Raw genomic sequence first — 26,650 nt, 5'->3', positions numbered from 1 at the left:
GGTGGGCCTGCGGGCGGGTCCCGTGGAAGCCACAGGCCTTCCTGGTACAGCCGGTACCACGCACGGCGGCCGGGTATGCGGGAGGATGGCCGCCATGAACGAACTCGGTGTCGCACTGCGGTCCTGGCGGGATCGGCTCGACCCCGGCGCCGTCGGACTGCCCCACCACTCCCCCCGGCGGGTCGCCGGCTTGCGGCGGGGCGAACTGGCGCACCTGGCCGGGATCTCCGTCGAGTACGTGGTGCGGCTCGAACAGGGCCGGGCGGCGACGCCGTCGGCACAGGTCTGCTCGGCGCTCGCCCGCGCCCTCCGGCTGTCCGACGACGAACAGGCCCATCTCCTGCGCCTGGCCGGCCACGCCGCGGACCCTGACCGTGTTCCCCGGCTGGTCCCCGCCGGCGTGCACCGGATCGTGGAGCGGCTCGCCGACAGCCCGGTGGCGGTGTGCGACGCCGCCTGGCAGCTGTTGCACTGGAACCCGCTGTTCGCGGCGACCTTCGGCGATCCCACCAGGCAGGGCGAGGACGAGCGCAACGCCCTGCTCTCCCAGTTCGAGGGCGGGGCGACCCGGATCCGGCAGACCCCCGGGGAGCGGGCCGCGTTCGAGGAGTCGCTGGTCGCCGACCTGCGCGCCACGACGAGCCGGTACCCGGACGACCCCGACGTCAGGGCGCTGGTCGCCAGGCTGAACCGCGGTCACCGGTTCCGTGAGCTCTGGGCGCTCCGGTCCGTGGGCGACCACCAGGGCGCGCACAAGATCGTCGCCCATCCGGACGTGGGGGACATCGCCATCGAATCCGATGTGCTCACCACCCAGAGCACGAACCTCCGCATCGTGGTGGACACCCCGCGCGACGCGGACGCCAGGAACAGGCTCGATCTCCTGGCCGCCATCGGCATCCAGGACATGGCCTCCAGAAGCTGACCCGCCGGTCCGGCCGCCGTGCGGGCCCCGGACCGGCGCGGCCCGGGGCGGCCCGGGGCGGCGCCCCTACGCCCGCCCCGGGGCGGCGCAGTAGGCCGCCAGCACCGCCGCGCCCCACACCGCCTGCGCCGCGAACAGCGGCCCGGTCACCCCGGCGGCGACCGCCACGAGCGCGGGCAGGCATCCGAGCACGGCGACGTCGGCCCCGGCCAGCGCCCACACCAGCGGACCGAGCGGCACCGGGCCCAGGGGCGTGTCCACGGCCGGCATCGCGTGCTCGATGGGACTGCGGCGCGCCATCCGCAGCGCCCCCGCCGCCAGCGCCGGCGCGCACAGCAGTCCCAGGGGCCAGAGTCCGGCGCCGTCGCCCGCGACGTCCAGTCCCGCCAGCGCGAGGGCCAGCCAGGAGCCGCCGAGCAGGGCGGGCAGCACCGACCGCGCAGCGAGGAGCGCGCGCGGGCCCGTGCCCAGCAGCCGCGCGAGCGAGGCGTCCCCGGCGTCCCGGCGCGCCCCGGCGGTCCCCGCCGCGGCGACCGCGAGCGCACCCGCGGCGAGCACGGCGAGCACCGCCGTCGCGCCGCCGCCCGCACGCTCCGCCAGCACGGGCAGGGCGGCCGCGGCCGCCATCAGCGCGAGCCGTCCCGGCCGCCGCGCCAGCCGCCGCCAGTCCAGCCAGGCCACCGCCGCCGCGCCGCGCAGCCGCGACGGCCACGGGCGCGACCTCAGGACCCTCGACCGCCAGTGGGCGTCCTCGGCGACCAGGGTCAGCGAACCCGGGTCCATGACGACGAACGCGCCCGCCGCGAACCCCACCCGCCGCGAGGCCTCCAGCACCGCGCGGGCCGGGATGCGCGCGAGGGCCGCCCAGGCCCGTGCCGTGAGGCCGGCGGCCACGGCGGCGGACGCGGTGGCCGTCGCCGTCCACGCCGCCGGGGGCGCCGACGCGATGCCGGTGAGCACGCTCTGCCCGGGTCCGGCGCTCATGACCACCGCGGCGGCCCCCGCGACCACGAGGACGGCCACCGTCGCGACCAGCCGACCGTCCCAGGGCTGGAACGCCTGGGCCAGGACGGCCGCAGCCGTGCCGCCCAGCGTCCACGCGACGCCCGTGACCAGGGACGCGAACAGCCGCAGCGTCAGCTCGTCGGAGGCACCGAGGGCGCTCAACAGCACCAGGCCGAGGACAGCGCCGAACGCGGCGCACAGCGCGGCCAGGACCACCGCCGTGCGGGTCAGCACGCTCCGGCGCGGCAGCGGCGAGAGCAGCAGCCACGCCGCGTCCGCGGCCGACACCGCCACGGGCCCGAGCCCGCGCGCGAGGACCAGCGCGCCGGCCAGCAGCAGCGCGACCAGGGCCAGGCCCGCGCCCGCCCGCGCCGGGTCGACTCCGGCGGGCACCTCCGACACCGCCCGGCCGACCGCCGGGGCCGCGAGGACCACCAGCAGTCCCAGGCCGAACAGGGTGATGTACCGGTCGGACCAGGTGCGGCGGCCGCGGTCCCCGGCCCGTACCAACGCCCGGACCTGCGCCACGCCGTTCACGCGGCGGCCTCCAGGGCGATGTGCCGGGCGTCCTCGGCGAACCGGGGGTCGTGCGTCACCATGACCACCGTCCCGCCGTCGTCGGCGTAGACGGCGAGCAGCCCCGCGAGCCGTTCCCGGAAGGCCGCGTCGAGCCCGCGCTCCGGCTCGTCCAGCAGCAGCAGCCTGCTGGGGCGCAGCAGCGCCATGGCCAGGGACAGCCGCTGGCGCTGCCCGGTCGACAGCGACGACGGGGCCCGGTCGGCGCAGCCGCCCAGCTCGAACAGGTCCAGGGCCGCCCCCACCTCCAGCCGCCCCGGTCCGTGCACGCCGCGCATCAGCTCCAGGTGCTCCCGCACGGACAGCCCGGGGTACCAGGTGGGCTCGTCGCCGACCAGGGCGACCTCGCGCCAGAAGCCGGGCTCGTCCACGGGCGGTCGGCCCAGCACGCTCACGCTGCCCGAGGCGCGCTGCAGCCCCGCGAGGCAGCGCAGCAGGGTGGTCTTCCCGACGCCGTTGGCGCCGAGCACCGCCACCACCTCCCCGGGCTCGACCGTGAGGTCGACCCCGCTCAGGACCGGGACGCCGCCCAGTTCCACATCCACACCACGGGCCACGATGATCGGTTCGCTCACCGGCCCAGCCTAGGGTGTGGGGCCGACGCGTCCGGCCGGTGCCCTCGGCCGCCGTGAGCCCCCGCTCCAGCGGTCCCCCGGGAGGCGCTCCGCCCCCTGTACCCCGCCGCTCGGCGCTGTTAGCCTCGGGGCAACGACCTACCTGAGCCCCGGGGGAGTCCGCGCCGTTCGGCGTGTTCGATTCCCGGAGGTAGACGTGTTCTCCATCGACGGACCAGGTCGGGCGACGGCGCTGTGGGACATGGTCGACGGGCCGATGCCGCGCGGCCTGCTCGGCGTCGGCGACCCGGACCTCCACATGGTCGACGGTGTCGCGACGATGTTCCTGGGCGGCTTCTCCACGACGTTCCGCAACCGGATCTACCTGGCCCGTCCGACCCCCGGCGGGGGCATGGGCTCCGAGCGGTGGCTGATCGACGCCGACGCGCGCGGCCGGGCGAGGCCGGTCGTCGCGGACCCTCCCCGCGACGGGTGGGACCGCGCGGGGATGCACACGCCCTCGTACGTGCCCGCCGTCGACGGCCGACCCGCGCGCATCTACTACACCGGTCGCGCGACGGCCAGGCAGTACGGCCCACGGAGCGGCTACGCGATCGGGGTCCTGGAGCAGCGCGGGGGGCGGTGGGAGCGCCGCGACGAGCCCGTCCTGCGCGGCACCGCACCGCGGACGAGCGTGCTCGAACCGCTCGTCGTCCACCACCGGGGCCGCTACGTGATGTGGTTCCAGGCCGACCCGAACGAGATCGGACCGGGCGAGCTGCCCGACTACGAGCTCAGGGTCGCCGAGAGCGCCGACGGGATCGCGTGGTCGGCCCCGCGGGTCTTCGCCGGTCCCGACGAGGGCTTCTTCGACAACGCCGTCCACCGCGTGGGCGACCGCTGGGTCATGGTGCTGGCGAGGGGGGCGAACCTGCACAACACTCCGCGCTTCCCCGACCAGGGCCTCTGGGTCGCCACGGCCCCCGAGCCGAGCCCCGTCCGCGCCGACTGGACGGCCCCGGTCCGGGTGCTGGACACGGACAGGCCGGACGTTCCCGCGTGGATGGCGCGCGGCGTCTACGGTCCGGCGCTGCACGCCCTGGAGGGAGCGGACGGCGCCGTGCTGACGTACACGGCCGTCAGGGCCGCTCCGAAGTGGCCCGCCTTCAACCTGCGCCGCCTCCTGCGCGGACGGGCCCCGGTCGTGCCCTCCCCCTTCTACCTCGCGGTGGGACGGTCGCGGTTGTCCGGCCCGTTCCCGGACACGGCCGGGCGCTGACGCCGCCGTCGACCCGCCCGCCCCGGAACGGGTCCGGGGCGGGGCGTCGCCCCGGGAGCCGCGGCGCGGGCGGTCCCGGGCGGGCCGGGCCCGCCCGGGACCGGCCCGTCAGCCCCGCGGGCCGGGGTCCTCGCCCATCGACACCACGACCTTGCCGCGCAGCCCGCCCTTCTCCACCCTCCGGTGGGCATCACGCACCCTCTCCACCGGGAACACCTCGTCCACCACGGGCACGAGGCGGCCCGACTCGACGTACCGGACGAGTTCGGTCAGGTCCTCGCGTGAGGGGTTGTTGCTGAAGGGCAGGACTTTGCGGCGGCCCACCGCGGCGGACCAGAGGGTGTCGGCGGTCGACCTCAGGGGGCGCCGGGGGTCGATGGCCAGCGGGAGGTAGCGGCCCCCCGGGGCGCGCAGCCTCCGGTAGGCGCCCGGCTCGGAGCCCACCACGTCGAGGACGACGTCGAACCGGCCCAGGTCCGCGGGCCCGGTCTCACGGTGGTCGAACACCTCGTGGGCGCCCAGGTCGCGGACCCAGTCGAGGTTGCGCCGCCCGGCCAGGCCGGTGACGTGCGCCCCCAGGGCCCGGCCGACCTGCACCGCCGTGCTGCCGACCCCTCCGGAGGCCCCGCGCACCAGCAGCCGCTCCCCCTCGCGCAGGCGCGCCTTCTCCACCAGGGCGGTCAGGACCGTGGTCCCCGAGGCCGGGAGCGCCGCCGCCCCGGCCGGGTCGAGGCCGGCCGGGGCCGCCACGACCCTCTCCTGCGGGACCGCGACGAAGTCGGCCGTGCTCCCGAACCCCATGTGCGGAAGGATTCCCAGCACCTCCTCCCCCACCCGCGCGGGGTCGACCCCGGGTCCCACGCCCGACACCCTCCCCGAGAAGTCGACGCCGAGGCCGCGGGGCATGCGCGAACCCATGACCCGGCGGAGGCTGCCCGCGCGGATCTCGGTCTCCCCTCCGCCCACGCTCGCGGCGTGGACCCGCACGAGCACCTCCCCCGGCCCCGGTTCGGGGACGGGCACCCGGTCGATCGTCAGGACGTCGGGCGGACCGAACCGCTCGTAGCGGACAGCGCGCATGGTGTTCACGGTGAACCTCTCCTCGTTGACGGGAATGGCCGGCAGCGCACCGCGGTTCCCCGCTACGAACGCCGGGGGCGGTGCGCGGCCTGTGCCGACTCCCCGACCAACGCACCGGGGCCGCGCCGTGATGGCCCCGGGGACACAAGTGAGAGACGGGGACATGGGGACTTCTCGGATCGGCGCACCGGCGCCGGCCACGGACCGGGACCGCCCGGCGCTGCCGCCGATGCGGCGCGACGCCGAGGACAACCGCCGACGCATCCTGCGGGCCGCCCACGAGTGCTTCCGCGAGCGCGGCCTGGACCTGCCGATGGCGGTCGTCGCCCGGCGCTCCGGGGTGGGCACGGCCACGCTCTACCGGCGTTTTCCCACCAAGGACGCCCTGGTCATGGAGCTCTTCGCGGACTCGGCCGCGCAGTACGGGAAGGTGTTCGACGCGGCCCTGGCCCATGCCGACCCCTGGCGCGGCATGGAGTACGCGCTGCGGCGCTGCTCCATCCTCCAGGTGGAGGGCCGTGTGTGCTCACCGGAGTTCGCGGCACGGTTCCCCTCCCACGCCGAACGGCACGCCCGCGAGGGCCGGGAGAAGCTGGCGGCGGTGCTGGACCGCGCCCGGGGGGCCGGGGTCGTGCGGGCCGGGATCACCACCGACGACGTGGAGATGCTGTTCGAGGCGGTCGGCGGTCTGGCCGCGTCCGCCGAACCCCACCGCCGCGCGCAGCGGCTGGTCAGCCACCTCCTGGCCTCCTTCGCCGCCTGAGGCGCCCTTGGGGCCGCCGGGCCGCGACGGGCCTTCCGCACGCGGAGAGGCCCCCGGCGCGACACGACGTCGCGCCGGGGGCCTCCGACGTGTCCCGCGGCCCCGGAGGCTACTCGGGGGCCGGTGCGGACTTCTCCGGTACCAGCTTCAGGCCCACGACCGCGGCGATGATCCCGGCGAGGAAGACGATCTTGAGCGCCGAGACGCTCTCTCCGCCGGTGAACATCGCGTAGAACACGGTCAGCGCCGCGCCGAGGCCGACCCAGACCGCGTAGGCGGTGCCGATGGGGATGTGCTTGGCCGCCCAGCCCAGGCCGACCATGCTGATCGCCAGTGCCACGAGGAACACGACGGTCGGGCCGGGTTCGCTGAACCCGTCGGACATGCCCAGGGCGGTGGCCCACACGGCCTCGAACACCGCGCTGATGAGCAGGATGATCCACGGCATGTCAGCTCACCGCCTTGAGACCGATGATCGAACCGATGAGCAGCACCAGGAGCAGGGACTTGCCCCAGGTGGCGCGGTCCTTGCCGGTGAGGAACCCCCACAGGACGGTGAGCGTGGCGCCGATGCCCACCCAGACGGCGTAGGCCGTGCCGGTCGGCAGCGAGGTCATGGCCCAGGCCAGACCCGCCATGCTCGCGACCAGGGCGACGGCGAACAGGACTGTGGGGCGCCATCGGGAGAAACCCTTCGACGCGCCCAGGGCGGTGGCCCAGACGGCCTCCAGTACCCCGGAGACGACGAGAACGAACCATGCCATGGACAAGCCCCTTTCGAGGCCGTCTTGTCGTGGCGCGGGTACGGCTCCCTCGTCCGCTGACCCGAGGAGCGGGTCTCGACCCCAACGTACAACATCGTCCCAGGCCGGTGCCGTGAGGGTCGTCACGACACGTCCCCTCGGGAACCCGTGACGAGATCACGCGCACCGGGACCGGTCCGGGGCCCTCCGCCCCGTGGGGCGCCCGGCTGCCGCCGCCGACCTGGCCACCAGGTCGGGGGCGACTCGTGGCCCTTGGTGGCGATATGCCGCGCCCGTCTTCGCGTCTCAGCAGTTCACAGGGTTTTCAGGCCCGGGAGCGGGGGATCCCTGTGGCGTAGGCACCCCGCTCGACACGCTCAGAGGAAACCGATGCGCATCCTCTTCGCCGCCCTCGCCCTGACCGCCGCCGCCCTCACGGCGTCGGCCGCCCCCGCGGCGGCCGCACCGCCACCGCCCCCCGGGGCCGAGTACATCACGGAGGAGATGTGCGTGGAGGGCGGAGGCGTCGTCGAGGAGAGCGAGGACTCCCCCAGCGGCCTGATCTGCGAGGGAGGCCGCTTCGACGGCTTCTTCGTCCACTGACCGGACCCCCGCGCCCCCCTCGGGGCCCCGCGCACCCCCGCGCGGGGCCCCACCCCTGTGCGCCGGACCCGTGCGTTCTCCCCGGGGACTCGGCCCCATCGGCTCACCGAACCGCGGGGCACGGGGTTCCGGGCTGAGCGCTAGAACGGCCATGCCCTCAGCAGGAGAAGCGGGAAGGGGGCCGCCAGTGCGAGAAGGGGGAAGAGGGCTGTACGCGACGACCCCTCGAAGCTGAGCCGCAAGAACATCCTGTGCAGGAGGAAGCCGACGGCGAATCCCATCACGGACACCGCCGCGTTCAGGGCAGTGAATCCCTCGGTGAAAACGAGGGAGAACGGCAGGGCGAAGTAGAATAACCCGGCCACGGAGGCGGAGATTGCCCTGGTCGCCCTGCATTCCCGCGAGCCGCCCCTGGGAATTCTCCTCCTGACCTCGATGGCGAACGCGACAAGACTCGGGAGAGTCGTCATCAGGAGCAGTGCCCCATAGGCCGCCGACAAAGCGGCGAACGCCATCGTGGGGCGCACGTCGGAGGATATGCTCCAAGGAAACAGGAGAAGCAGGCAGGCATGAAGGCCGCCCCCGCCCAGGACCCTGGCCCCTGTACCAACGACAGTCATGCCTTCCCTCCGAGCCAGGAACCCACAGCCGGACACGGCCCCGTTCGTACATGCGACCGCCCGAGCACCGCGCCTCCGAACACCGACGTCGCCCGAACATCGACACCGGCCGGAACAAAAGAAAAATGCGCCACCGGGAGAGCAATGCGGAGAGGGATTTTCTTTTCCACCGATCCCGGGCGAAGACTTCTCGTAAAATTACTACCCCCTGTGACACGCGTCAAGATGACAGGAATCCCCGACCCCCGGCGCAACCACCCGAAGAGAAGCGCCGACTTCGGGAAACCACAGGCCGGGGTGTAGGCAGTTTTTCGAGAAACCTCCTCCTCCGGCAAAGGGGTATTGGATCTCACATAAATGATCTTCGCGGCCCCGGAGAGAAACCATATCCGCACAGGTCAGCGGGTTTCCGCCTCCGGCGGAAGACGAAGCCACCGCTGTTTCCGCCCCTCGCGAAACGGGGCGACGGCATCCGGGCCGCTTCCGCGCCGGTTCTCGTAGCCCTTGCGGCTCGGGGCACGACAGATTTCCACGGGGTCGAGCGTCTCAGGCGCGGTGATGCTCCCCCGCAGGCCCATGGGACTCCCGAGGCCGCTGAAGACCTCACCGCTCAGGAACCCCCGGCGTGGTCGAGGGAACATGGCTTCGACCACCTCCCGGCGCACCCCGTGAACGTGACGGCATGCCCCGGTACCCGAGGTCCTCGCACGGCGGGGGCCGCCCCGACGTCATCCGTCACCGGGAGCGCCCCGGGGGACGGGGGCGCGCGCCGCACGGAGCCGTTGTGCCAGCAGCAGGCAGGCGGGGACCGTGGCGACCAGGAAGACCCCCGCGGAGATGGCGATGTAGCCGAACACCCCGGTGGCGGAGTTCACCGTGGTCCCGTCGACGACGACCGCGGTCGAGGACAGCACGGCGGCGCCGACGAAACTCATGGCGACCGAGCCGATCGCGCTGGTGACGGTGACCATACTGGCGATCACGCCCTGACGCTCCGGTGGCGTGAGCTCGCCGGCCATGTTGAACCCGGAGGCCGTCAGAGCCCCCATGCTGACGTTGAGCAGCACGCCGAAACAGAGGGCGGCGGGGAACGAGGCCACACCCGCGAACATCCCGATGGCGCCCGCGACTCCCAGCAGGACGCCTCCGGCCAGGGCGACGGAGGGGTCGAAGCGTGCGGCCACCCAGCCCGAAACCAGACCACCGACGATGATCCCGACGCCAGGGACGCCGAACAGCAGACTCAGCGACCCCGCCGCGTCGAGGCCGTAGCCGAGCTGCTGGTCGGGCGAGACCTGCGCGACGAGACTCAGGAGCTGGTCCATGCTCTGCACCGCACCGCTGCCGAGCACGACGACCAGGAGGGTGAGCAGCAACGGCCGCCCCAGGTTCCTGACGTCGATCACGGGCTCGGGTATCCGGCTGGACACCAGGAACCACCTGGCCAGCAGCGCCGCTCCGACGCCGAACAGGGCGAGCGCCCCCGCGCTGAACCACCCGATGTCGGAGCCGAGGCTGATGTACCCGAGCACAGCGGTCAGGCCGCCGCCGAGCAGCAGGGCCCCGACCACGTCGACGCGTCCCGGTGTCCTGACACCGTGATCGGGAACCACGGCGCGGATGCAGACGACTGCGAGGATCGCGAGCAGGGACGAGGCCGCGAAGACCGCCTTGAAGCCGAACTGCCCCGCCATGGCCTCGATCAGGAAGGTCAACCCGATTCCCAGACATCCGGCCCCCGTGGTGACCGCCCCCACGGCGGGCATCGCGACCTTCGGTGCGCACAGGTCGCGGACGATGGCGGCGGTGAGGAAGACCGCAGCCACGGCGGCGCCCTGCATCATCCGGCCCAGGACGAAGACCCAGAGGTTGGGGGCGGCCACGCAGACCAGCGCACCACCGCAGGCGATGAGCAGTACGACCGTGAGCATCGTGCGTTTGCCGTGGACGTCGGCGCTCTTGCCGAACAACGGCGCCCACATCGCTCCGGCCAGCATGGCGCTCGAGCTGATCCAGGCCGCCTGGGTGGTGTCGAAGTGGTCGAGCACCTGGGGCAGGACCAGCAGCGGGGCCACGATGACCGTGTCCGCCACGATGTTCGCCAGAAGCAGGGCCACGATCTGCACGCCCAACCGCGGGCTCCAGTGCGTATGCGGCGCTCTGTGCGATGGCGCAGGGGTGCTCATGTCGTTCTCCACAGAACTCCTTCGTTGGGGAAGGGGCGTCGGCTAGGACCATGCGGTGGGGCGCTGCCGCACGAAGGCCTGACCGGGTCCGACGACATGGCGGTCAGGAATCGTGGAAGGGGCAGAAGGAGCACGTGGCCTCGGCCTCGGCCGCCGGATCCTGCGGCATCCACCAGTGGCCGAGGCCGTCCGACCGGGCGGTGCGGGCCCCGTGCACGAAGACGGCGGTCATGGCCCCCCTGCTCGATCCGGTGGCCAGGTCTCGACACCAGACCTGGTCGACCGGTCCGCACGGGAGCGGGCCGGTCCGGTCCGCTGCGCCGTCGCCGTCGTGGACCGCGGTCTACACCGGTGCACCGCTGCCGACCGGGGCGGCGGCACGTTCCTTCTCGAGCTTTCGCCGACGCAGGGCGCCGCCGAACCGCAGGATGAACGAGCGAAGCACCTCGGCGACCCGGCCGGAGGGGACGAACATCTGCTGCTTGATCCGTGCGGTGCGCTGGTGGACCCGGATCGAGGGACGCAGCCCCGCCTCCCAGGCGGTCAGTGCGGCACGCAGGTCGGCCGGGTTGTCCCGCAGGGCCCTGCCGAGCGCGTCGCCGCCGCGCAGGGCGCTGGTCGCGCCCATGCCCGAGTACAGGTTCAGGCACCAGGCCGCGTCGCCCACCAACACGGTCCGGCCCTCGCTCCATCGGGGCATCCTGACCTGGTGCACCGAGTCGAAGACGAACTCCGGAGCCCGTTCGAGCCCGTCCAGGACGTGCCGCACGACCGGGTCGTCCATTCCGGAGAAGACCGATCGCAGCCGCTCGATCCGGTCCCCGGTGAACTGCTCGGCGATGTCAGCGGTGCGGTAGGTCAGCAGCGCGGTGGGGGCCCGGTCGGCCAGCCCGAACACCCAGGCCGCACGCCCTGCGCGGGCACTGATGACGCTGTCCTGCGCACCATAGGACGGCACCTGCCCGTCGAGCTGGAAGGCGCAGATCATCGCGTCCCAGTTCGTCATGTACTCCTCGTGCGGGCCGAAGACCATGCGACGCACGCTGGAGCGCATCCCGTCGGCGCCCACCACCAGGTCGAAGCGCTCACGGTACTCGCGGCCGGCTCCGACGTCCTCGAGCACCACCCCGACGTCGTCGGCGCCGTCGTCGATCTCGGTGGGCGCCGTGGAGAATCGCACCTCGACAGGCTCACCGCCGGCCCCGGCGATGCTCTGCCAGAGCGCGGCCTCGATGTCGCCGCGGACCACCGCTGCGGGCCGGCCGGGCTGGTGCAGGAATCCCAGCCCCGGCGCCGACCTCCCGTCACGGTCCACCTCCCACGCCTTACCGGCGTCGGGAGGGTTGCGGACGTGCAGGTCCTCGCTGATGCCCAGGTCGACGGCGGCCTGTCTGCCGTCGGGCAGCAGTCCGATGAAGTACCCGCCCCGCCGTCGTTCGGGCGCCCGTTCGACGATCACCGGGGTCCATCCGGCCGCACGCAACCCGATCGCCGCGGACATGCCCGCGATCCCGAGTCCCACGACCAGTGCTCGCTTCTGCATGGTGCTCTCCTTCGCCTTGCCGATTCGGGATTGCCCGGAGCCATCGGATGCGCGGCTCCGGGGTCGATCAGTCCGGGACGACGACGGCGCGGGTCCGCCCCTGGTGTGCCCAGGCTTCGCCGACCCGGTCGAGCGGGTAGGCGGTGTAGGGGGCCTGGAAGGTCTCGTCGGCGAAGTGCGCCATGACCGCGGGGGCCTCTGCGAGCAGCTCGGCCTTGGAGACCGAACCGATGCCGCTGCCCGTGACCCGGATACGGCGGCTGCGCAGCAGCGCGGCGGGCACGGCGGCCCGCGCCCCGGCGAGCGAGCCGATCTGCACGTACGCCACCTCGGGGGCGTCCTCGCTCATGCCGCCACGGGCCAGGGCGGCGAAGGCTGCTTCGGCGACCGCGCCCCAGAGGAAGTCGAGCACGAGCGTGGGCGGGGCCTGGTCGACGGCCGTGGCCAGAGCGGCGGCCAGGGCGTCGGGGCCGTCGTGGTCGAGCGAGACCGGCAGAGCGCCCAGCCCCTGCAGTAGCTCCAGCGCCTCCGGGTTCCGACCGGCGGCCACCACCCGGTCCGCGCCGAGTGCCAGCGCAGCCCGCACCGCCAGGGCGCCGGACATGCCGGTCGCCCCCAGCACCAGCACGGTGCCGAGTCGGCCCGCTTCCTTGCGCCGGGCGGTCAGAACCATCCAGCCGGACAGGCCCGGGTTCATCCCGGCAGCCACGGCGAGGGGGTCGGCCCCGGCCGGCAGCTCCAGCTCGAACGGCGTGACCAGCCGCTCGGCCATCGTGCCCCAGGGCGCACGGGCGAAGCCCGTGTAGACCAGGCTCCCGCCGGCGGTACGGGCCACCGCGTCCACACCTGGCACCAGCGGGTAGGCGTGGGCGCTGCCGTAGTGCCGACCGGATGCCAGCCCGCGCACGACATGGTGCAGACCCGCTCCGACCAGGTGGAGCGGCTCCTGCCCCGGCTTCGGCTCGGGGTCGGGGAACTCGGCGCAGACGGGCGTTGCCCCGGGGCCGTTGACGATTGCAGCGCGCATCAGAATGTCCTTAACTAAGTTAAGTTCTTGGTGCGGTCAGACTGCCTGAACTTTGTTAAGCTGTCAACATGGCCAAGGGGATCACTCGGGAACAGATCGTGACAGCGGCACTGAGCCTGCTCGACGACAAAGGCTTGGACGGCCTCACGGTCCGCGCGCTCGCCGCCCGGCTCGAGGTGCGCCCGCCCGCCCTGTACTGGCACATGCGCAACAAGCAGGAACTCCTCGACGAGATGAGCACCGCCGTCATGCGGCGCGTCACCACCGCGGTGTCGGCCCTCCCACCGGCCGACGGCTGGCGCGAGGACCTCGCCGCCTACGCGCGGATCCTGCGCTCGGAGTTCCTGCTCCACCGGGACGGGGCCCGTATCTTCAGCGGTACGCGCATCGCCGACCCCGACGTGGTCCGGATGAAGGAACCGTGGCTCGCGCGCTGGACCGCGCAAGGAGTCGGCCTTGCCGATGCCGACGACGCCATCGACCTGGCCGTCGCCTTCGTCGTCGGTTTCGTCATCGAGGAACAGGAACAGCGGCAGTCGGCCGGGACCGACCCGTCGCGCTACTCGATCGACCAGCGCGATGCGTGGCTGGGGCCGGACGTCCCGCTGGTCAAAGAGGCCGGCCACCTGCGCGACGACGGCGACCAGCGGTTCGAGCGGCACCTGGGCATCGTCCTGGACGGGCTCGCAGCCCGCTTCGACAGCTGACCCGCCCCCTGGACCGCCCGTGGCCGGCTCGACGGCCTCCACCAGGTGCTCGACGCCGGGATGACAGCCGGCTGCCCGCGACCGCGGCTTCATCCTGCTCGGCCTGCTGTCGGCCGGAGTGCACGGAGAGCCCCTCCGCGCCCTGGTCGACGACCTCGGTGGCGGCCTCGGACCGAGCGGTCTCCGCTACGGGCCGCTCCTCATGGGCGGCTGTCCGCTGCACGGGGTGGTCCACGACGAGAACGCGGCCGTCCTCGGCGGCGTCGCCGACACGCCGGAGTGTTCGCCCATGCCCAGGGGCTGGCCGAGCCGGCACACCACTTCCTGAGCGCGCGGCAGGGCCGGGGGCCGGTGAAGGACATCCCTGGCAGCTGGGTCCATCCCCGCGTGCGCGGGGAGCAGCTGGGTTGCGAGGGACCCATGCGACGCCTATGGGGTCCATCCCCGTGTGCGCGGGGAGCAGTGGACGGCCTGAGCCAGTCCCTGGACATAAGAGGGTCCATCCCCGCGTGCGCGGGGAGCAGTCTCGTTGACCTGCGCCTTTATCCTCTGAACCTGCTCGAATTTGCAAGTTGTTGAGAAACAGACATATCACCCACCGGTCGACCCCTATGCGGTTTCTTTCTACCGCATTTCATTCCTGCACCACACATTCGACAACAAGGTGCCCAACCTCGCCATAAGTACAAGATCATCGGGAGGGGGCGGGTGGGTGTCAGAGCGGGTTGAGGCGTGCCTTGAGCAGGCAGAACTCGTTGCCCTCGGGGTCGGCCAGGACGTGCCACTGCTCCTCCCCCGTCTGGCCGATGTCGGCCGGGCGGGCGCCGAGCGCGAGGAGCCGTTCGAGCTCGGCGTCCTGGTCGCGGTCGGTGGCGTTGACGTCGATGTGCAGCCGGGGCTTCCCCTTCTCCGGCTCGTCCCTGCGGCTGAGGATGATCGTCGGCTGCGGACCGCCGAACCCCTCGCGCGGACCGATCTCCAACGTGCCGTCGTCCTCGCGGTCGAGCACCACGAAGTCCAGGACCTCGCACCAGAACCGCGCCAGCAGCTCGGGATCGCGGCAACCGAGCACGAGCTCACTGATACGACATGCCATGAACGCAACCCACTCTCAGTCCGGGAACCGCCGGGGAGGCCGCACGCGAACTCCGTGGGCGCCCCTCGGCGAGACGACCCGGCGACTGTACCGAACGGGACGAGCGGGGACCAGATGTTTTCGGAGCCGCTCGGGACCCGGTGCCACCTGCGCCTTTCAGAACTGCCGCCGGCTCCCGCGCGGTGGTCCCGCCCCCGGGGCGCTACTCCCCGTCGAGGACCCCGGGTGTGTCGTGCAGGACGACGCTCTGCCGGAGCGGGAGCCGCCCCCGGCGGAATTCGTTCACCGGCGCGGTGCGGTCGGCCGTGCCGAAGGAGATGCCGAAGAGCAGTTTGAGGTCCTCGGGGACGCCCAGGAACTCGCGGACGGTGTCGGCGTAGAACCCGAGGATGGTCTGCGGGATGCCCCCGAGCCCGCGGGACGCCAGCGAGAGCAGGAAGTTCTGCGCGTACATGCCGATGTCCCCGGCCGTGCGCACCCCGTCGCCGATGACCGGCATGAAGAGGAAGGCGGCGTGCGGGGCGCCGTAGAACTCCAGGTTCTCCCGGACCGCGAGTCTCCTGCCCTCCCGGTCCGCGCGTTCGATGCCCCGGGCCCGGTAGTGGCCCGCGGCCTGGGCCTGCGCCCGCTCCTGGTAGACGCCGTCCCCGTAGTCGGCGGTGAAATCGGGGGAGGTCCGCCCCTCCTCCTCGGCCCGGAGCAGTTCCTTGCTGAGGGCGTCCCGGGCCGCGCCCGAGACGACGTGCACCGTCCACTGCTGGGTGTTGCTGTTGGAGGGGGCCGTCTGGGCGTCCTCCAGCACGCCGCGGATGTCCGACGGGGACACGGGGGCGGGCAGGAACTGGCGGGGCGAGCGCCGGGCGAGCGCGATGTCGGTGAAGGGTGAGGCGGTGGTGGGCACGGCGTCTCCTCTTGGCGGTGCTCGTCCCCGTGGGCACGGCTGTGCCCACGGGGTCGTCGCAGGGCGGGTCGTGTGTCAGCGGTGGAGCGAGCGGTTGAGCTCGACCGTCTCGTCCAGCGTGGGCACGGAGGTGAGCGCGGCGAAGCGCTCCATCATGCGGACGCGGTTGCGCGGGGCCTGGTCCCGGTCGGCCGCCTCCAGGGCCGGCCCCAGGTCCTCGAGGCCCAGCTCGGTGCAGTAGGCGGGCGTCATCGGCTGCTGGCGCCAGGAATCGGCGAGCGTCCCGGCGTCATAGGGGTCGAAGCCGCTCTCGTCCACCAGGCGCATGGCCACGCGTCGCGCCTCCGGGGAGTCGGCCGCCACGGGAAGCGCGATGCGGCCCGGGGTCCCCGCCGGTACGCCCTTGGTCTGCAGGGTGCCGGCCAGGACGGCGTTCCACGCCTTGACGACGGGCCGTCCCAGCTGCTCGGCGACCCACAGGCTCTCCACCTGGCCCTTCTCCACCGCCTCGACGGGTCCGCCGAGGTGGGGGAAGTAGTTGGAGGTGTCGATGACCACGGTCTCGTCGGGCACGGTGGCCAGGAGGCCCGCCAGCGACGGGATCCGCGTGAAGGGGACGGACAGGATGACCACGTCCTTGCCCTGGACGGCCTCGGCCGCAGTCACCGCCTCGGCCCCGTGCTCCAGCGCGGAGGCGTCGATCGTCTCGGGGCCCCGGGAGTTGGCGACCTGGACGTCGTGTCCGCCCGCGCTGAACGCGCGCGTCAGCGTCCGTCCGATCTCCCCCGCGCCGATGATGCCGATTCTCATGGTGTGTCCCTCTCGAAGGCGCGCCGTCCCGAGGTGGGTGCGGCGCGGTGTGATGGGTGGCCGGTCAGGTGGGAGCGCACGGCTGCCGGGACGGCCGACGGCGCAGGGAGCCGGCTGGGAGGGGGCCGGCGGCCTACTCCTCGCCGTCCTGTTCCCGGTACCCGCTCTCGATGAGTCCGCGCAGCCTGTCGAGCGACTCCTCGTCGGTGGTGCCGGTGCCCTTGATCCAGGCGACGGAGACGGCCGCGAGGTAGAGGTCGTACCCCTTCACCGAGGGGCGTGCGTGCCCCGCGAGCTGGGCGGCCCGCACGTACTCGTCGGTGGTGGCGATGAGTTCGTCGCAGGGGAGGGTGAGCGGGTTGTCCGGTTCCCGCTCCCGGACCGCGGCCATGAGCGGTTCCGGCAGCCCGCTGAAGGCGCTGAAGTACTCCTCCAGGGCCCGCAGCCACTGCCGCAGCGCCTCGGAGGCGTCGCCGAGCAGGGCGATGTCCTCCTGGCGGGCCACGAGTTCCTCGGACCGCGTCTGCAGCACGGCCGCCAGCAGCGCTTCCCGGGTGGGGAAGTGCCGGTACAGCGTGGCCGGTCCGACGCCCGCCTCCTTGGCCACCGCCTCCAGGGAGGCGCCGACCCCGGCTCTGAGGAAGTGGCGCTGCGCCGCTTCGAGGAGGGCGGCGCGGTTGCGCTGGACGTCCGCCCGGGGCTTGCGCCCCTGCTGTCCCTTGGCGCTCATACGCCCCCTGACATCGGTGTTTCCGACTCCTCGAAAAAACGGAGGCTGCCTCCGCACAGGAACGAGCTTAAAACGGAGGCTGCCTCCGGTCAAGTCGCCGCCCCCGGTCCGCCACCGTCCGGACGTCCTGAACGGTCGACGCGCGCAGGCGCATGCCACCCGTGGGGGCCGTGTCGACCAGGGCTGTGGCGGCACGGGCCCGGCCCGTGCCGGAGGCGGCGAACAGGCCTCCGGCCCGCCTCCGCGTGTGCGGAGGCGGGCCGGAGTGTCCGTGTGTGCGGCAGCTGTGGAGCGCGGTCACTCCATGCCGGAGACGGCGTCGCAGAGCAGGTCCACGGCCGCCTGGGTACGGCCCGCCTCGTCGAGCGTCTCCTCGGCCTCGGCGCCCGCGGGCAGTACCTCGACCTCGACGACGAGGTTGTCCATGCGGTACAGGGCGTGCCCTGCGCCGTTCCGCGTGCCGCTGAGCGGGAGCCTGCCGTCCGGGCAGGTCGCGGACTCGGAGCCGTCCGACTCCGGACGGCTGCCGTAGAAGTAGCTCGTGGCGGCCTCGATGCCGTTCTCCTTGCGGATCCCGTCCACCTGGCTGGTGAAGACGGTGGTGCGCAGGTCCACCTCGTGTCCGGACGCGGCCCCGTAGGCGGGGGCGACGACGCACTCCAGGCCCTCGGCGCCGTACGCGTAGGAGTGGTCGGCCTCATAGACCTCCAGGCCCTCGCCGTTTCCGGCGATCTCGCTCGCGGCGTCGGTGTCCAGGAGATCGCACGGACCCGGCGGAGAGGCGTGGACGTCCTCCGGGCCGAACCAGCCGAAGTAGTACGCGCCGCCGAAGCCGGCGGCCGCCATGACGAGGAGGAGGACGGTGGCGCAGCCGCAGCCGACCCAGGCGAGGGTCCTGCCGACGGAGCCCTTCTTGGGCGGGGCCTGCTGTGCGGGCGGCTGCCCGGGGCCGGGACGGCCGTGCGGCTGTCCGGGAGGAGGCCGCTGGCCGGGAGGAGGCCGCTGGCCGGAGGGGGGCTGGGGGCCGGGGGAGGGCTGGCTGCCGGGGGAGGGCTGGCTGCCGGGGGGAGGCACTTGGTGACCGGGCTGTCGGGGAGGGCGGGGACCCTGGGGAGGCGGGGGGCCGGTTTCGTGCATGGTGGGTACTTTAGCCACGCCCGACGACCGGATCCGGGGTACGCGGCTGGCCTGCTCCGGCCACATCGGGATGCGTGGAACACCAGGGACCGGTGGGCGGGATCGCGGGCGCCCTCACCGGCGCCGGTGGGATCACCGGTTCGTGCCGCACCACTGGCCCTCAGGACGCCACGGCGCGCACGAGGGTGTCGTAGGTGTCGGTGGTGCGTTCCAAGGCCACATCGAGTCCACGTGCCCAGGCGTCGAGTTCGGCCTGCACGGCCAAGCCGTCTCGGTCGTCGTCGACCAGCAGTTCCAACTCGACGAACGCGCCGACGCCCTCGACGACATCGACGCACACCCCCACCGGCCCGGCGGCGCCGGAGCGCCGGTGCTTCACGATGCGCACCGTGGGCTCGTAGCCCAGAACCAGCAGGGCGCCGTGCATCTGCTTGCGATCGGCGACGACCGTCTCGTACTCGGCGCACTCCATGGAGTTGGCCAGCGGGGTCTTCGTCGTGAAGACGTGCACTCCGCCGCTCAGGGTCCGCAGTCGGGCGAAAGTGTGGCCGACCTTGCCCAGTGCGGGTTTCCACCCGGCAGGGGCGTAGGCCTGGTCGTCCTGGAGCATGGGGTCTCCCAGATCGACTCCCGCGCTCTTGAGCGCCAGGAGAAGAGCTTCAAGATCCTGCACCCGATACTTCGTTTCGATCTCGCGCATCAGTAAGCCCCCGGTAACACACCGTCGTCACTGCTCTCAGGAGGGTACAGGTGCCACCTGCGCGGCGAGTCGGTTTCACACACCGATCACGGCCGGGAAGCAGGGGGACCTGTCTGCGGCGGCAGAGGCGTGGGCGGAGTATCTGGACGCACCGAACGACCGCCTCCCCGAGGCGAGCGGGTCCCCGCGCCGGAAGGCATCCGTCCCGCGGGTTCGTCAGTCGGCGGACGGGCGTGCACGCGGCCGATCCGGCGGATCTCCTCCAGCGGATACGGGGTCCGCCTGCTCCGGCTCCGGAACTCGCGGTTGAAGTCGGATATCACGGCGGCCACGGGCGCATGCCGGGCGATGACCGCTGCGGCCCCCTCGGGGATCCCGGTGGGGCGCCCGCCCTCCGCGTAGGAGCGCACCAGCTCCTGGCGGCCGTCCCGGTCCTCCCCGTGGAATCCGTACAAGGCGGTGACCAGCCAGTTCACCAGATACGTGGCGGTGTAACAGCGGTCGTAGGGCTGATGCCGGTCGAAGGAGTCGGCCTCCTCCCGCGACAGCTCGAACCGGGAGGAGGTCGCGAGGCCGTAGTCCGCGAAGTAGAGGCGCCTGCCGTCGGTGAGGATGTTCTCGAAGTGCGCGTCGAAGTGCAGGAGCCCCCGCGCGTTCATGAACGAGGTGGTGGCTTCCAGTTCCCGATCCACCATGGCGCAGGCCCGGTCCACGGCCTCGTCACCCGCTTCGACCTGCGTGCCCAGCCACTGGTGCAGGTTCTGCGGGATGTACTCCAGGAACAGCGCGATGCTCGCGGAGGACCGCTGGAGCGCCTCGATCCGGTGGCGCACCTGCGTTCCGCCGCCCCAGTAGGCGACAGCCCGCTCGATGTCGGCGAGTTCTGCGGGCAGGGGCGTCGCATCCGGCAGCACCCGCCAGTGGTACATCAGGGGGAAGCCCTCGTGCTCCGCCGCGAGCACCCAGTTCGTCGTCATGGTGTGCACGGCGAGCTCCCTCCAGGCCCCGAAGCCGGGCCCGCCGATGGCGCCGATGCCGTACTGGCAGAAGACGGGCAGCTCGAACAGGTTCGCCGTGGACCGGACGTGCTCGGGCCGCCTCTCCAGGTCGGTGAGCGGTACCCGCTTCACGAAGACCGGGGTCCCGGCGATCTCCAGCAGGGCCGATTTCCCGCCGATGCCGGATCCGATCGGCACGGCCGTGTCCACGAGCTCGCGCAGGGCGCGATCGCTGTACAGGGCCAGAGACGTGGAGACTGCGCCGTGGGCGGTGAGACGCGCACCGTGCGACATGTCGGGGTCTTTCATTGTTCCTCCGCCTGGACGCCGGTCCCCCATCATGTGACGGCTGCACGCCTGGGCCGGACCGCCCCGCTCTCCGCACGCAGCTCTTCGGTCCGGCCTCCGGGGCGGATCGGGGACGTCCGGGACCGAGGGTGATGACGGGCCGGAGTGCCCTCCCGGCCGCACTGTACGTGACGATCGACGCCGGGTCCGGGGGCGCGGTGCGGTGGCAGGCCGTCCCTGGGCGCACGGCAGGAGGGCGGAGACGGGGTGTGGTTCCCCGGCCCGGGTCCGGATCGCGGAACCGCAGGTGCGGCGCGCTTTTCACTGGCATGCTGACCACGCAAGGTCACCAACGGGCTCGGAGAGTCACCATGAAGCGCATGTACACCGCTGCGGCACTGGCCGCCGCCCTGCTCGCCGCCCTCGTCGTCCCGGCGCACGCCCAAGGTCGTGCCGAGTACAACTGCACGCACATCCACCCCCGGGGCGGCGACGTCCGGGCGACGGGCTGCATCGGCAACGGGGAGGGGGCCGGCTCCATCATGTCCCTGGCCAACACCGACGTGTTCGAGTGCCGGAACGTGAAACTCGTCAACGCCAGCATCGTCGGCACCGGATGCGAGAAGACCGCCTGGATCGACGCCGCGCACGGTCACGACACCATGGCGTGAGACGAACCCCGTGGCGCACCGTCGCGGGGGCCGACCCTCTGCTCCGGGGCCCGAGCTGTCCCGGAGTGACGACCCCCTGCGCGAGGTCGGCGACCGGCCGCGTGCGGTCCGTGCGCCCCCGGCTCGAACTGCCACTGACCTCGAGGCCGGGAGCCGACGCCCACGAGGGCGTCGGCTTCTTTCGTTGTTCCCCTGCCGTCCCAGCTGTGGCGTGGCTACCGTAGTGCGGGTTCTGCCACCCGAGCCGCGAGGACCGCCGCCATGCCCGATGCCACCACGGACGTCCCGAGCTACTGGGACAGGTACGCCCGGGGCGTCGCCCCGCAGGACCCCGGCGAGGTGTTGGCGTCGGCGGGGTGGACCCAGTACCCCGGGCACGGTCCCGGGTTCGAGCTGTTGGGGGAGGCCGTCTCCGCGTTGGAGCTGGGGTTCGGCCGGGGAGCGGCGGTCGCGGCGCTGGCCTCACAGGGGGTGAAGGCGACCGGGGTGGACCTGTCCCCGGCGGCGGTGGACCGGGCCCGCGGGCAGTGGGGGCATCTGGGGGCGGAGTTCCACCACGCGGACGCGGTCGAGTTCCTGGCGGGCGCGGACCAGCGGTGGGAGGCGATCTACTCGGTCTGGGGCGCGGCCTGGTTCACCGAACCCGGAACCCTGTTCCCGCTGGTCCATGACCGCTTGGAGCCCGGGGGACGGTTCGTGTTCTCCTGTGCGCCGGCGGTTCCCGGTTCGTACGGGGTGCAGGGCATGTACGGGGCGGGGTTCAACGGACGCCGGGTGTGGGTGTACCGGTGGGCGTACGAGCCCGAGGCGTGGGAGGAGATCCTTGCCGGGCACGGGTTCCGCCAGGTGCGTGTGTGGGAGGAGCCCGCACCGGAACCCGATCACGTGGGAACGCTGATCGCCTCCGCCGTCCGGTGAACACCGGTGGTTGACCAGGCACAGAGCGGAAGAGGAGTGGCTGAAGGCGAGACCGGCGACCGCGACCTGCGGTGAAGCGGACTGGACTCGCCGAACAGAACCGGTCCCGCCCATGATGCTCGAGCGGGACCGGTTCTGTTCTCGGTGGCTACTGGCCGCGCACCGCTGCCAGTAGGGCGGTCCACTCGGGGGCCGGGGCCGAGAGGTGGCCGAGCGGTCGATTCCGGGTGTCGCGGACCAGGACCGTGGCCTGGTCACTGCGGGCCTCCACGCAGTGCCCCCCTTCGGCGTTGCTGTAGGTGGACTTGTTCCAGTCCTCAGTCATCAGGCGATGCTGCTTCGTAGAACGTTCGACCATCGCGTGCCACCACTCTCAGCTTGCTTCAGCGATAACCCTGTCCCTACCCCCATGACGGGACCAAGGATCGCGAATCGACGCAGTTCGGATGGCCTGGTTCGGCCACTGCGCCGTGTGAGGTCTTTGGTCCTGGTGAACCACCCTGCCCCCGGGTAGCCTGAACCCGCTGAACAGAACCGGTCCCGCCCATTACGCCTGGGCGGGACCGGTTCTTTTTTCAGTGCCTACTGGTCGCGAACCGCGCTCACCAGAGCGGCCCACTCCGGAGCAGGCACCGCAAGGTGGCCCAACTCTCGGTTCTGAGTGTCACGGACGCCGGTCACCGGCCCCTCCGCGACCTCCACACAGTTCGCACCGTTGGCGCTGTAGCTGGACTTATGCCATTCGATGGTGATGCTCAAGTCATCTTCCTAAGTTCGTCCAGCGAGAGGCCAACTGGCAGGGAAGCAGCAAGAGCGGCCGTAACCTCACCGGAAAGTCTGTCGTGCGAGGTGTCCTCGTGGATCACGTTACCGTCGGCGTGGTCACTGACGACCGCTAGATCCCCCGTCCCCAGCCGAAACAGCATGAGCGGGCTTGCAGGCACGAGGAGCGTCGCCCCCTGCGGTACGAGATGCAGGCTCACCCGCCCCGTCGCGGCCCACTCTAGGAGATACACGGCCTGCGCCTGGCGAAGGTCGGCGGGAAGCCCGGCTACTGCCGCTGCCGGGAACACAGCCGTCACATCCATATCAGGCAGCTCTTTCAGTCGCTCCGTCCGCAGCGCGACCAAACGCGCAAGATCTCCCGGTGACGCCCCAGGGAGTCCGGCTCGGAACACAGCGCGGGCGACCGCAGGACATTGGAGCAAGCCCGGCACCATCGCGGGAGTGATCGCAGTCAGGTGCCTCGCCGTGCGCTCGATGGATTCCAGATCCCTCGCCCAGTCAGGTAGTCCGGTACCTTCCGTGGTCCTCCGCCACGCAGCTAGAAGGACACCCTGGGCCCCAAGAGCGCTATCCAAAAGTGCAACATTGTCCCTTTTTGGTGTCCCTGTCCCGCGCTCCCAGCGGTTCACGCTCGAATGCGATGTCTGACTCCGATCAGCTAGTTGTCGCTGAGTGAGCCCTGCTAGCTCTCGAAACTTGATGAGAGCTTCCTGAAAGGGAGTAAGGATCATGCGTGCCAGATTACCAAGAGTGACCCATTCAGGATCACGGAATCCCGAGATCATTCCGGAAGCTATGAGACAGCTAATTCTGGCCGCATTCTGGACCAAGGCCAAGCCATCGCAGGCATGCGGTGGGGCGGCTAAGCCGGGCACAAAAGAGCCTCGGCGGCCGAAGTAGAGAGCGGCCGCCGAGGCAAATGCCCCACCTGTCCGCAAAGACACGAGGTGAGACGAATGCAGCCTACCGCCACCCCGGCACCGAAACCAGATCCCGCGTCCGGGCCCGCTGTGCCCTACCCGCACCGAATCGGGTTCACCGAGCCCCACCGGCACGGCATCCTCCTGGGCCACGAGCGCGACTACACCGCCCTGTCCAACTGGGTGCACACCGTGGTCCCCCGGCGTCCCAGGCGCAACGTCCTCCAGGTCGCGCGAGCCCTGGTGTCGAACGCGCACCGGCACACCCGCTCGGGGGACCCCGGCGGGACCGTGCGGGTGGTCATCGACGTCAACCCGTTCCTGGTCACCGTCGCCGTGACCGACGGCGGCCCCCTGGGCGGCACCGCCGTCCCCTGCCCGCGCCTGGGCGACGCCCACCGCTCCCCGCTTCCCGGCCTCCACCTCGTGGACCACCTCGCCGTGTACTGGGACTGGGAATGGGAGTGGAAGGGCACCGCCCTGGGCCCCCTGACCGTACGCGCGGTCATCGAGAACCCCTGACCTGCGGGACACCGTCCCCCTCGCACCACACGCCCCCGGGCCGTACACCCGGGGGTTTCCCGCCCGGTGGAACACCACCGGGCCGCGGGGCCGCCGCCAAAAGGGGGGCCGGCGGCCCCGCCCCTCAGACCCGGGGCCGGTCGTACTTCCCCGGACCGGCCCCGGCCCTCGATACGAACGACACCGATGGAGAACACCGTGCCCACCGGACCCCTGCCCGACCTGGTCGAGAACGCCGACACCCTGCTCACCCCCGCGGAAGTCGCCCGTCTCTTCCGCGTCGACCCCAAAACCGTCGCCCGCTGGGAAAAAGACGGCCGCCTGGCCTCGGTCAAAACCCTGGGCGGGCACCGCCGCTACCCCCAGACCCAGATCAACACCCTGCTCACCACCCCCGGCCCCGGCCCCGGCGGCGGAGCCGTCCTGCTCGCCCTGGAAGAGGTCCGCGACCTGGCCACCGCCCACGGCGACCCCACCGCCGCCGCCCGCATCAACGACCTCATCACCACCCTGCGCACCCGGACGAACAAGCCCTGAGAAGGAAGGGAACCAGGGTGAACGCGCCCTCCAGCGACGGGACCCCGCTCCTGCGCCCCTACACCGCGCACGCCGAACACCGCGCCCACACGGCGATGCACGAGCGGGAACGGGCGGCGGCCGACGCCGCCGCGGGACTGGCGCGCCTGGCCCAGATCGCCGCCCAGCAACAGGTCGCCGCGGCCCAGGCCCGCCTGGACGCCGCCCGCGCACGGGTGGACGCCGCCGACACCGCCTGCCTGGGCGCCGCGATCCGCCACTGGCACCACCACCGCACCGCGACGCCCCCGGACGGGTGAAGCGCGCGCAGCGCCCGCGTGGCCGGTCCGCCCGCGGGGCGTCCGGATGCGTGGACCGACTGCCCCCGTACCCGGAAGGCGCGGAGGACGCCCCCGTCCCCGCGCCGCCGAGGGCCCCGCGCGTCACCGGTCCTCCTCTCCCGCGACGAGAGCTCCCCCGACGGGAGGAGGACCGGTGACGAGGCCGGCCGGGTTCACACGGGCCGTGCCGAAGGGGCGAAACACCCTGCGGGGACCGCTATCGTCCGGGGGGACACCCCCGCACCGCCGCGCGCTTCGTCGTGCGCGGCACACAGAAGGAAGACCGGCTTGCACACGAGCACCATGCCTCCCAGGGCCCCGCGCCCCGACCGCGGTGGCGGCATGCCGCCCTGGCTCCCCCGGGCCATGATGCTGGCCATGTGGATCGTCACGGCGTTCGGCATCGCCCTGTGGCTGTTCCTGCGGTTGCAGAACCTCATCGTGCTGCTGCTGATCTCGCTGTTCCTGGCGCTCGCGCTGGAACCCGCCGTCAACTGGCTCCACCGGCACCGCTGGCCGCGCGGCCCCGCCACCGGGGCCGTGATGCTCCTGGTCATGGCGCTGGTCGTGGCGTTCTTCAGCCTGCTCGGTTCCATGCTCGTCGGTCAGGTCCTGGCCTTCGCCTCCGAGGTGCCGGCGATGATCCGCGCCGCGCTGCACTGGGTCAACACCACGTTCGACACCACCTACTCGCCCACGACCCTGCTCAACGAGATCTCCAGCGCCAGCGGGGTCGTCGAGCAGTACGCCTCCGCGATCGCCGACAACGTCTGGGGGGCCGGGACGACCGTCATGGTCCTGCTCTTCAACGGCCTGGCGATCGCGCTCTTCACCTTCTACCTGTGCGCCGACGGGCCGCGCTTCCGCCGCGTGATCTGCTCGGTCCTGCCTCCCCGCACGCAGCGCGAGACGCTGCGCGCCTGGGAGATCGCCATCGAGAAGACCGGCGGCTACCTGTACTCGCGGGCGCTCCTGGCCCTGATCTGCTCCGGCGCGCACTACGCCGTGCTGGTCGTGCTGGAGATCCCCTTCGCGTTCGCGCTGGCGCTGTGGGTGGGCGTGCTGTCGCAGTTCATCCCCACGGTCGGCACCTACATCGGCGGGGCCGTCCCGGTGCTCGTGGCGCTGCTGGTCGGGGTCTGGCCGGCGGTGTGGGTGCTCGTGTTCGTGATCGTCTACCAGCAGTTCGAGAACTACCTGCTCCAGCCGCGCATCACCGCCAAGACCCTGGACATGCACCCGGCGGTGGCCTTCGGCTCGGTCCTGGCGGGCGTGGCCATCCTGGACGCGCCCGGCGCACTGCTCGCTCTGCCGATGGGCGCGAGCCTCCAGGCCTTCCTGAGCACCTACATCCGCCGGTACGAGGTGGAGGAGCACCACCTGCTCTCGGCGGCCAGGGCCGGGGAGGGACCCGCGGCGGACACCGGCGAGGCCGGGAACGGCGGCGCGTCCCCCGGGGACGACAGCGGCCCCGGGAACGACGGCGGCGACGGCGCCGGCCCCCGCGAGGACGGCGGCGGCGACACCGGTCCGGGCGACGGCGGAACCGCCACGGGGACCGGCGGGCGCAGCGGGCCCACCCCGCCTCCCCGGGACTGACGAGCGGGGCGCGTACGGAACCGGGCGGCGGCCTCCCCGGCGGGGAGCCGGTCCGGCACCGCTCCCCGCGCGGGGGTCCCCGGGCCGGGATGTCCGGCGGAACCGG

At 72.4% G+C, this 26,650-nt stretch carries 31 protein-coding genes, 1 pseudogene and 1 riboswitch; of the genes and pseudogenes, 12 read left to right on the top strand and 20 right to left on the bottom strand.

Features of this window, described 5'->3' with window-relative positions; all coding sequences use genetic code 11:
• The first annotated feature begins 94 nt into the window (after positions 1 to 94).
• On the top strand, positions 95 to 925 hold the full coding sequence (locus ACQPYD_RS12705) for a helix-turn-helix domain-containing protein (RefSeq protein WP_433701175.1): 831 nt from the start codon (positions 95 to 97) through the stop codon (positions 923 to 925).
• 66 nt (positions 926 to 991) lie between these two features.
• Here ACQPYD_RS12705 and ACQPYD_RS12700 read toward each other — a convergent pair whose 3' ends face one another.
• Both ACQPYD_RS12700 and ACQPYD_RS12695 read right to left on the bottom strand, forming a co-directional pair.
• A complete protein-coding gene (locus ACQPYD_RS12700; protein WP_433701174.1) occupies positions 992 to 2,467 on the bottom strand; it encodes a DUF6297 family protein in 1,476 nt (491 codons plus the stop codon).
• Positions 2,464 to 3,081, bottom strand: a complete 618-nt coding sequence (locus ACQPYD_RS12695; RefSeq protein WP_433701173.1) for an ABC transporter ATP-binding protein — start codon at positions 3,079 to 3,081, stop codon at positions 2,464 to 2,466. The genes ACQPYD_RS12700 and ACQPYD_RS12695 overlap by 4 nt, the downstream gene beginning before the upstream one ends.
• 196 nt (positions 3,082 to 3,277) lie before the next feature.
• Between ACQPYD_RS12695 and ACQPYD_RS12690 the strand changes: the two genes are divergently transcribed.
• Positions 3,278 to 4,339: a hypothetical protein gene (locus ACQPYD_RS12690; protein ID WP_433701172.1), complete on the top strand. Its 1,062-nt coding sequence runs from the start codon at positions 3,278 to 3,280 to the stop codon at positions 4,337 to 4,339.
• Between the two features lie 108 nt (positions 4,340 to 4,447).
• On the opposite strand, the gene ACQPYD_RS12685 is transcribed toward ACQPYD_RS12690, so the two are convergent.
• Positions 4,448 to 5,419: an NAD(P)-dependent alcohol dehydrogenase gene (locus ACQPYD_RS12685; RefSeq protein ID WP_433702038.1), complete on the bottom strand. Its 972-nt coding sequence runs from the start codon at positions 5,417 to 5,419 to the stop codon at positions 4,448 to 4,450.
• 163 nt (positions 5,420 to 5,582) lie between these two features.
• Between ACQPYD_RS12685 and ACQPYD_RS12680 the strand changes: the two genes are divergently transcribed.
• Positions 5,583 to 6,182, top strand: a complete 600-nt coding sequence (locus tag ACQPYD_RS12680; protein ID WP_433701171.1) for a TetR/AcrR family transcriptional regulator — start codon at positions 5,583 to 5,585, stop codon at positions 6,180 to 6,182.
• Positions 6,183 to 6,291: 109 nt separating this feature from the next.
• Here ACQPYD_RS12680 and ACQPYD_RS12675 read toward each other — a convergent pair whose 3' ends face one another.
• The gene (locus tag ACQPYD_RS12675) at positions 6,292 to 6,630 is read right to left on the bottom strand and encodes a DMT family transporter (protein WP_433701170.1); all 339 of its coding nucleotides are present in this window, start codon (positions 6,628 to 6,630) and stop codon (positions 6,292 to 6,294) included.
• A gap of 1 nt (position 6,631) precedes the next feature.
• Positions 6,632 to 6,946, bottom strand: a complete 315-nt coding sequence (locus tag ACQPYD_RS12670) for a DMT family transporter (RefSeq protein WP_433701169.1) — start codon at positions 6,944 to 6,946, stop codon at positions 6,632 to 6,634.
• Positions 6,947 to 6,958: 12 nt separating this feature from the next.
• Positions 6,959 to 7,025: riboswitch (guanidine-III (ykkC-III) riboswitch) on the bottom strand.
• Between the two features lie 290 nt (positions 7,026 to 7,315).
• Between ACQPYD_RS12670 and ACQPYD_RS12665 the strand changes: the two genes are divergently transcribed.
• Complete coding sequence (locus ACQPYD_RS12665; RefSeq protein ID WP_433701168.1) at positions 7,316 to 7,528, top strand: hypothetical protein; 213 nt, start codon at positions 7,316 to 7,318, stop codon at positions 7,526 to 7,528.
• A 140-nt stretch (positions 7,529 to 7,668) separates the two neighbouring features.
• Here ACQPYD_RS12665 and ACQPYD_RS12660 read toward each other — a convergent pair whose 3' ends face one another.
• The 5 genes from ACQPYD_RS12660 to ACQPYD_RS12640 form a co-directional block, all read right to left on the bottom strand.
• A complete protein-coding gene (locus ACQPYD_RS12660; protein ID WP_433701167.1) occupies positions 7,669 to 8,148 on the bottom strand; it encodes a hypothetical protein in 480 nt (159 codons plus the stop codon).
• A gap of 728 nt (positions 8,149 to 8,876) precedes the next feature.
• Positions 8,877 to 10,274 (bottom strand): MFS transporter, encoded by a 1,398-nt coding sequence (locus tag ACQPYD_RS12655; protein WP_433702037.1) that lies wholly within the window; start codon positions 10,272 to 10,274, stop codon positions 8,877 to 8,879.
• A 163-nt stretch (positions 10,275 to 10,437) separates the two neighbouring features.
• Positions 10,438 to 10,566, bottom strand: a complete 129-nt coding sequence (locus ACQPYD_RS12650) for a hypothetical protein (protein WP_433701166.1) — start codon at positions 10,564 to 10,566, stop codon at positions 10,438 to 10,440.
• A 111-nt stretch (positions 10,567 to 10,677) separates the two neighbouring features.
• A complete protein-coding gene (locus tag ACQPYD_RS12645) occupies positions 10,678 to 11,877 on the bottom strand; it encodes an FAD-dependent monooxygenase (protein ID WP_433701165.1) in 1,200 nt (399 codons plus the stop codon).
• 67 nt (positions 11,878 to 11,944) lie between these two features.
• A complete protein-coding gene (locus ACQPYD_RS12640; protein ID WP_433701164.1) occupies positions 11,945 to 12,904 on the bottom strand; it encodes a zinc-binding dehydrogenase in 960 nt (319 codons plus the stop codon).
• Positions 12,905 to 12,972: 68 nt separating this feature from the next.
• Here ACQPYD_RS12640 and ACQPYD_RS12635 point away from each other — a divergent pair, with 68 nt between their 5' ends.
• Positions 12,973 to 13,611 (top strand): TetR/AcrR family transcriptional regulator C-terminal domain-containing protein, encoded by a 639-nt coding sequence (locus ACQPYD_RS12635; RefSeq protein ID WP_433701163.1) that lies wholly within the window; start codon positions 12,973 to 12,975, stop codon positions 13,609 to 13,611.
• A 118-nt stretch (positions 13,612 to 13,729) separates the two neighbouring features.
• Entirely contained in the window at positions 13,730 to 13,939 is a 210-nt protein-coding gene (locus ACQPYD_RS12630) for a hypothetical protein (protein WP_433701162.1), read from the top strand.
• 387 nt (positions 13,940 to 14,326) lie between these two features.
• Here ACQPYD_RS12630 and ACQPYD_RS12625 read toward each other — a convergent pair whose 3' ends face one another.
• The 7 genes from ACQPYD_RS12625 to ACQPYD_RS12595 all read right to left on the bottom strand — a co-directional run bounded on the left by ACQPYD_RS12625 (position 14,327) and on the right by ACQPYD_RS12595 (position 20,292).
• Complete coding sequence (locus ACQPYD_RS12625; protein WP_433701161.1) at positions 14,327 to 14,707, bottom strand: VOC family protein; 381 nt, start codon at positions 14,705 to 14,707, stop codon at positions 14,327 to 14,329.
• A 202-nt stretch (positions 14,708 to 14,909) separates the two neighbouring features.
• Entirely contained in the window at positions 14,910 to 15,608 is a 699-nt protein-coding gene (locus tag ACQPYD_RS12620; RefSeq protein ID WP_433701160.1) for a nitroreductase, read from the bottom strand.
• 75 nt (positions 15,609 to 15,683) lie between these two features.
• Positions 15,684 to 16,472, bottom strand: coding sequence for an NADPH-dependent F420 reductase (locus ACQPYD_RS12615; protein ID WP_433702036.1), 789 nt, complete (start codon positions 16,470 to 16,472; stop codon positions 15,684 to 15,686).
• A gap of 79 nt (positions 16,473 to 16,551) precedes the next feature.
• Positions 16,552 to 17,148 carry a TetR/AcrR family transcriptional regulator gene (locus ACQPYD_RS12610; RefSeq protein ID WP_433701159.1) on the bottom strand — a complete coding sequence of 199 codons (597 nt, stop codon included), beginning with the start codon at positions 17,146 to 17,148 and terminating at the stop codon, positions 16,552 to 16,554.
• A gap of 297 nt (positions 17,149 to 17,445) precedes the next feature.
• Positions 17,446 to 18,222: a hypothetical protein gene (locus tag ACQPYD_RS12605; RefSeq protein WP_433701158.1), complete on the bottom strand. Its 777-nt coding sequence runs from the start codon at positions 18,220 to 18,222 to the stop codon at positions 17,446 to 17,448.
• A gap of 223 nt (positions 18,223 to 18,445) precedes the next feature.
• A complete protein-coding gene (locus ACQPYD_RS12600) occupies positions 18,446 to 18,985 on the bottom strand; it encodes a class IV adenylate cyclase (protein ID WP_433701157.1) in 540 nt (179 codons plus the stop codon).
• Positions 18,986 to 19,071: 86 nt separating this feature from the next.
• The gene (locus ACQPYD_RS12595) at positions 19,072 to 20,292 is read right to left on the bottom strand and encodes a protein kinase family protein (RefSeq protein ID WP_433701156.1); all 1,221 of its coding nucleotides are present in this window, start codon (positions 20,290 to 20,292) and stop codon (positions 19,072 to 19,074) included.
• A gap of 350 nt (positions 20,293 to 20,642) precedes the next feature.
• On the opposite strand from ACQPYD_RS12595, the gene ACQPYD_RS12590 reads away from it, so the two are divergent.
• A complete protein-coding gene (locus ACQPYD_RS12590; RefSeq protein WP_433701155.1) occupies positions 20,643 to 20,942 on the top strand; it encodes a hypothetical protein in 300 nt (99 codons plus the stop codon).
• Positions 20,943 to 21,203: 261 nt separating this feature from the next.
• Complete coding sequence (locus ACQPYD_RS12585) at positions 21,204 to 21,860, top strand: class I SAM-dependent DNA methyltransferase (RefSeq protein ID WP_433701154.1); 657 nt, start codon at positions 21,204 to 21,206, stop codon at positions 21,858 to 21,860.
• A 148-nt stretch (positions 21,861 to 22,008) separates the two neighbouring features.
• On the opposite strand, the gene ACQPYD_RS12580 is transcribed toward ACQPYD_RS12585, so the two are convergent.
• From ACQPYD_RS12580 to ACQPYD_RS12570, 3 genes are all read right to left on the bottom strand, one after another.
• Entirely contained in the window at positions 22,009 to 22,185 is a 177-nt protein-coding gene (locus tag ACQPYD_RS12580; protein ID WP_433701153.1) for a DUF397 domain-containing protein, read from the bottom strand.
• 257 nt (positions 22,186 to 22,442) lie between these two features.
• Positions 22,443 to 22,613 carry a DUF397 domain-containing protein gene (locus ACQPYD_RS12575; RefSeq protein ID WP_433702035.1) on the bottom strand — a complete coding sequence of 57 codons (171 nt, stop codon included), beginning with the start codon at positions 22,611 to 22,613 and terminating at the stop codon, positions 22,443 to 22,445.
• Between the two features lie 2 nt (positions 22,614 to 22,615).
• Positions 22,616 to 23,377, bottom strand: a complete 762-nt coding sequence (locus tag ACQPYD_RS12570; protein ID WP_267949616.1) for a Scr1 family TA system antitoxin-like transcriptional regulator — start codon at positions 23,375 to 23,377, stop codon at positions 22,616 to 22,618.
• A gap of 225 nt (positions 23,378 to 23,602) precedes the next feature.
• Between ACQPYD_RS12570 and ACQPYD_RS12565 the strand changes: the two genes are divergently transcribed.
• From ACQPYD_RS12565 to ACQPYD_RS12550, 4 genes and pseudogenes are all read left to right on the top strand, one after another.
• A complete protein-coding gene (locus tag ACQPYD_RS12565) occupies positions 23,603 to 24,088 on the top strand; it encodes an ATP-binding protein (protein WP_433701152.1) in 486 nt (161 codons plus the stop codon).
• A 186-nt stretch (positions 24,089 to 24,274) separates the two neighbouring features.
• Positions 24,275 to 24,475: pseudogene (locus tag ACQPYD_RS12560) on the top strand (BldC family transcriptional regulator); the annotation flags it as partial.
• 167 nt (positions 24,476 to 24,642) lie between these two features.
• Positions 24,643 to 24,924: a hypothetical protein gene (locus ACQPYD_RS12555; protein WP_433701151.1), complete on the top strand. Its 282-nt coding sequence runs from the start codon at positions 24,643 to 24,645 to the stop codon at positions 24,922 to 24,924.
• Between the two features lie 363 nt (positions 24,925 to 25,287).
• A complete protein-coding gene (locus ACQPYD_RS12550) occupies positions 25,288 to 26,544 on the top strand; it encodes an AI-2E family transporter (protein WP_433702034.1) in 1,257 nt (418 codons plus the stop codon).
• Positions 26,545 to 26,650: the final 106 nt, after the last annotated feature.

This window comes from Nocardiopsis sp. CA-288880 (assembly GCF_050955985.1).
GTDB lineage: Bacteria > Actinomycetota > Actinomycetes > Streptosporangiales > Streptosporangiaceae > Nocardiopsis > Nocardiopsis tropica.
The sequence above is the reverse complement of the archived record's forward strand: the minus strand, read 5'-3'. Positions and strand labels throughout refer to the sequence as shown.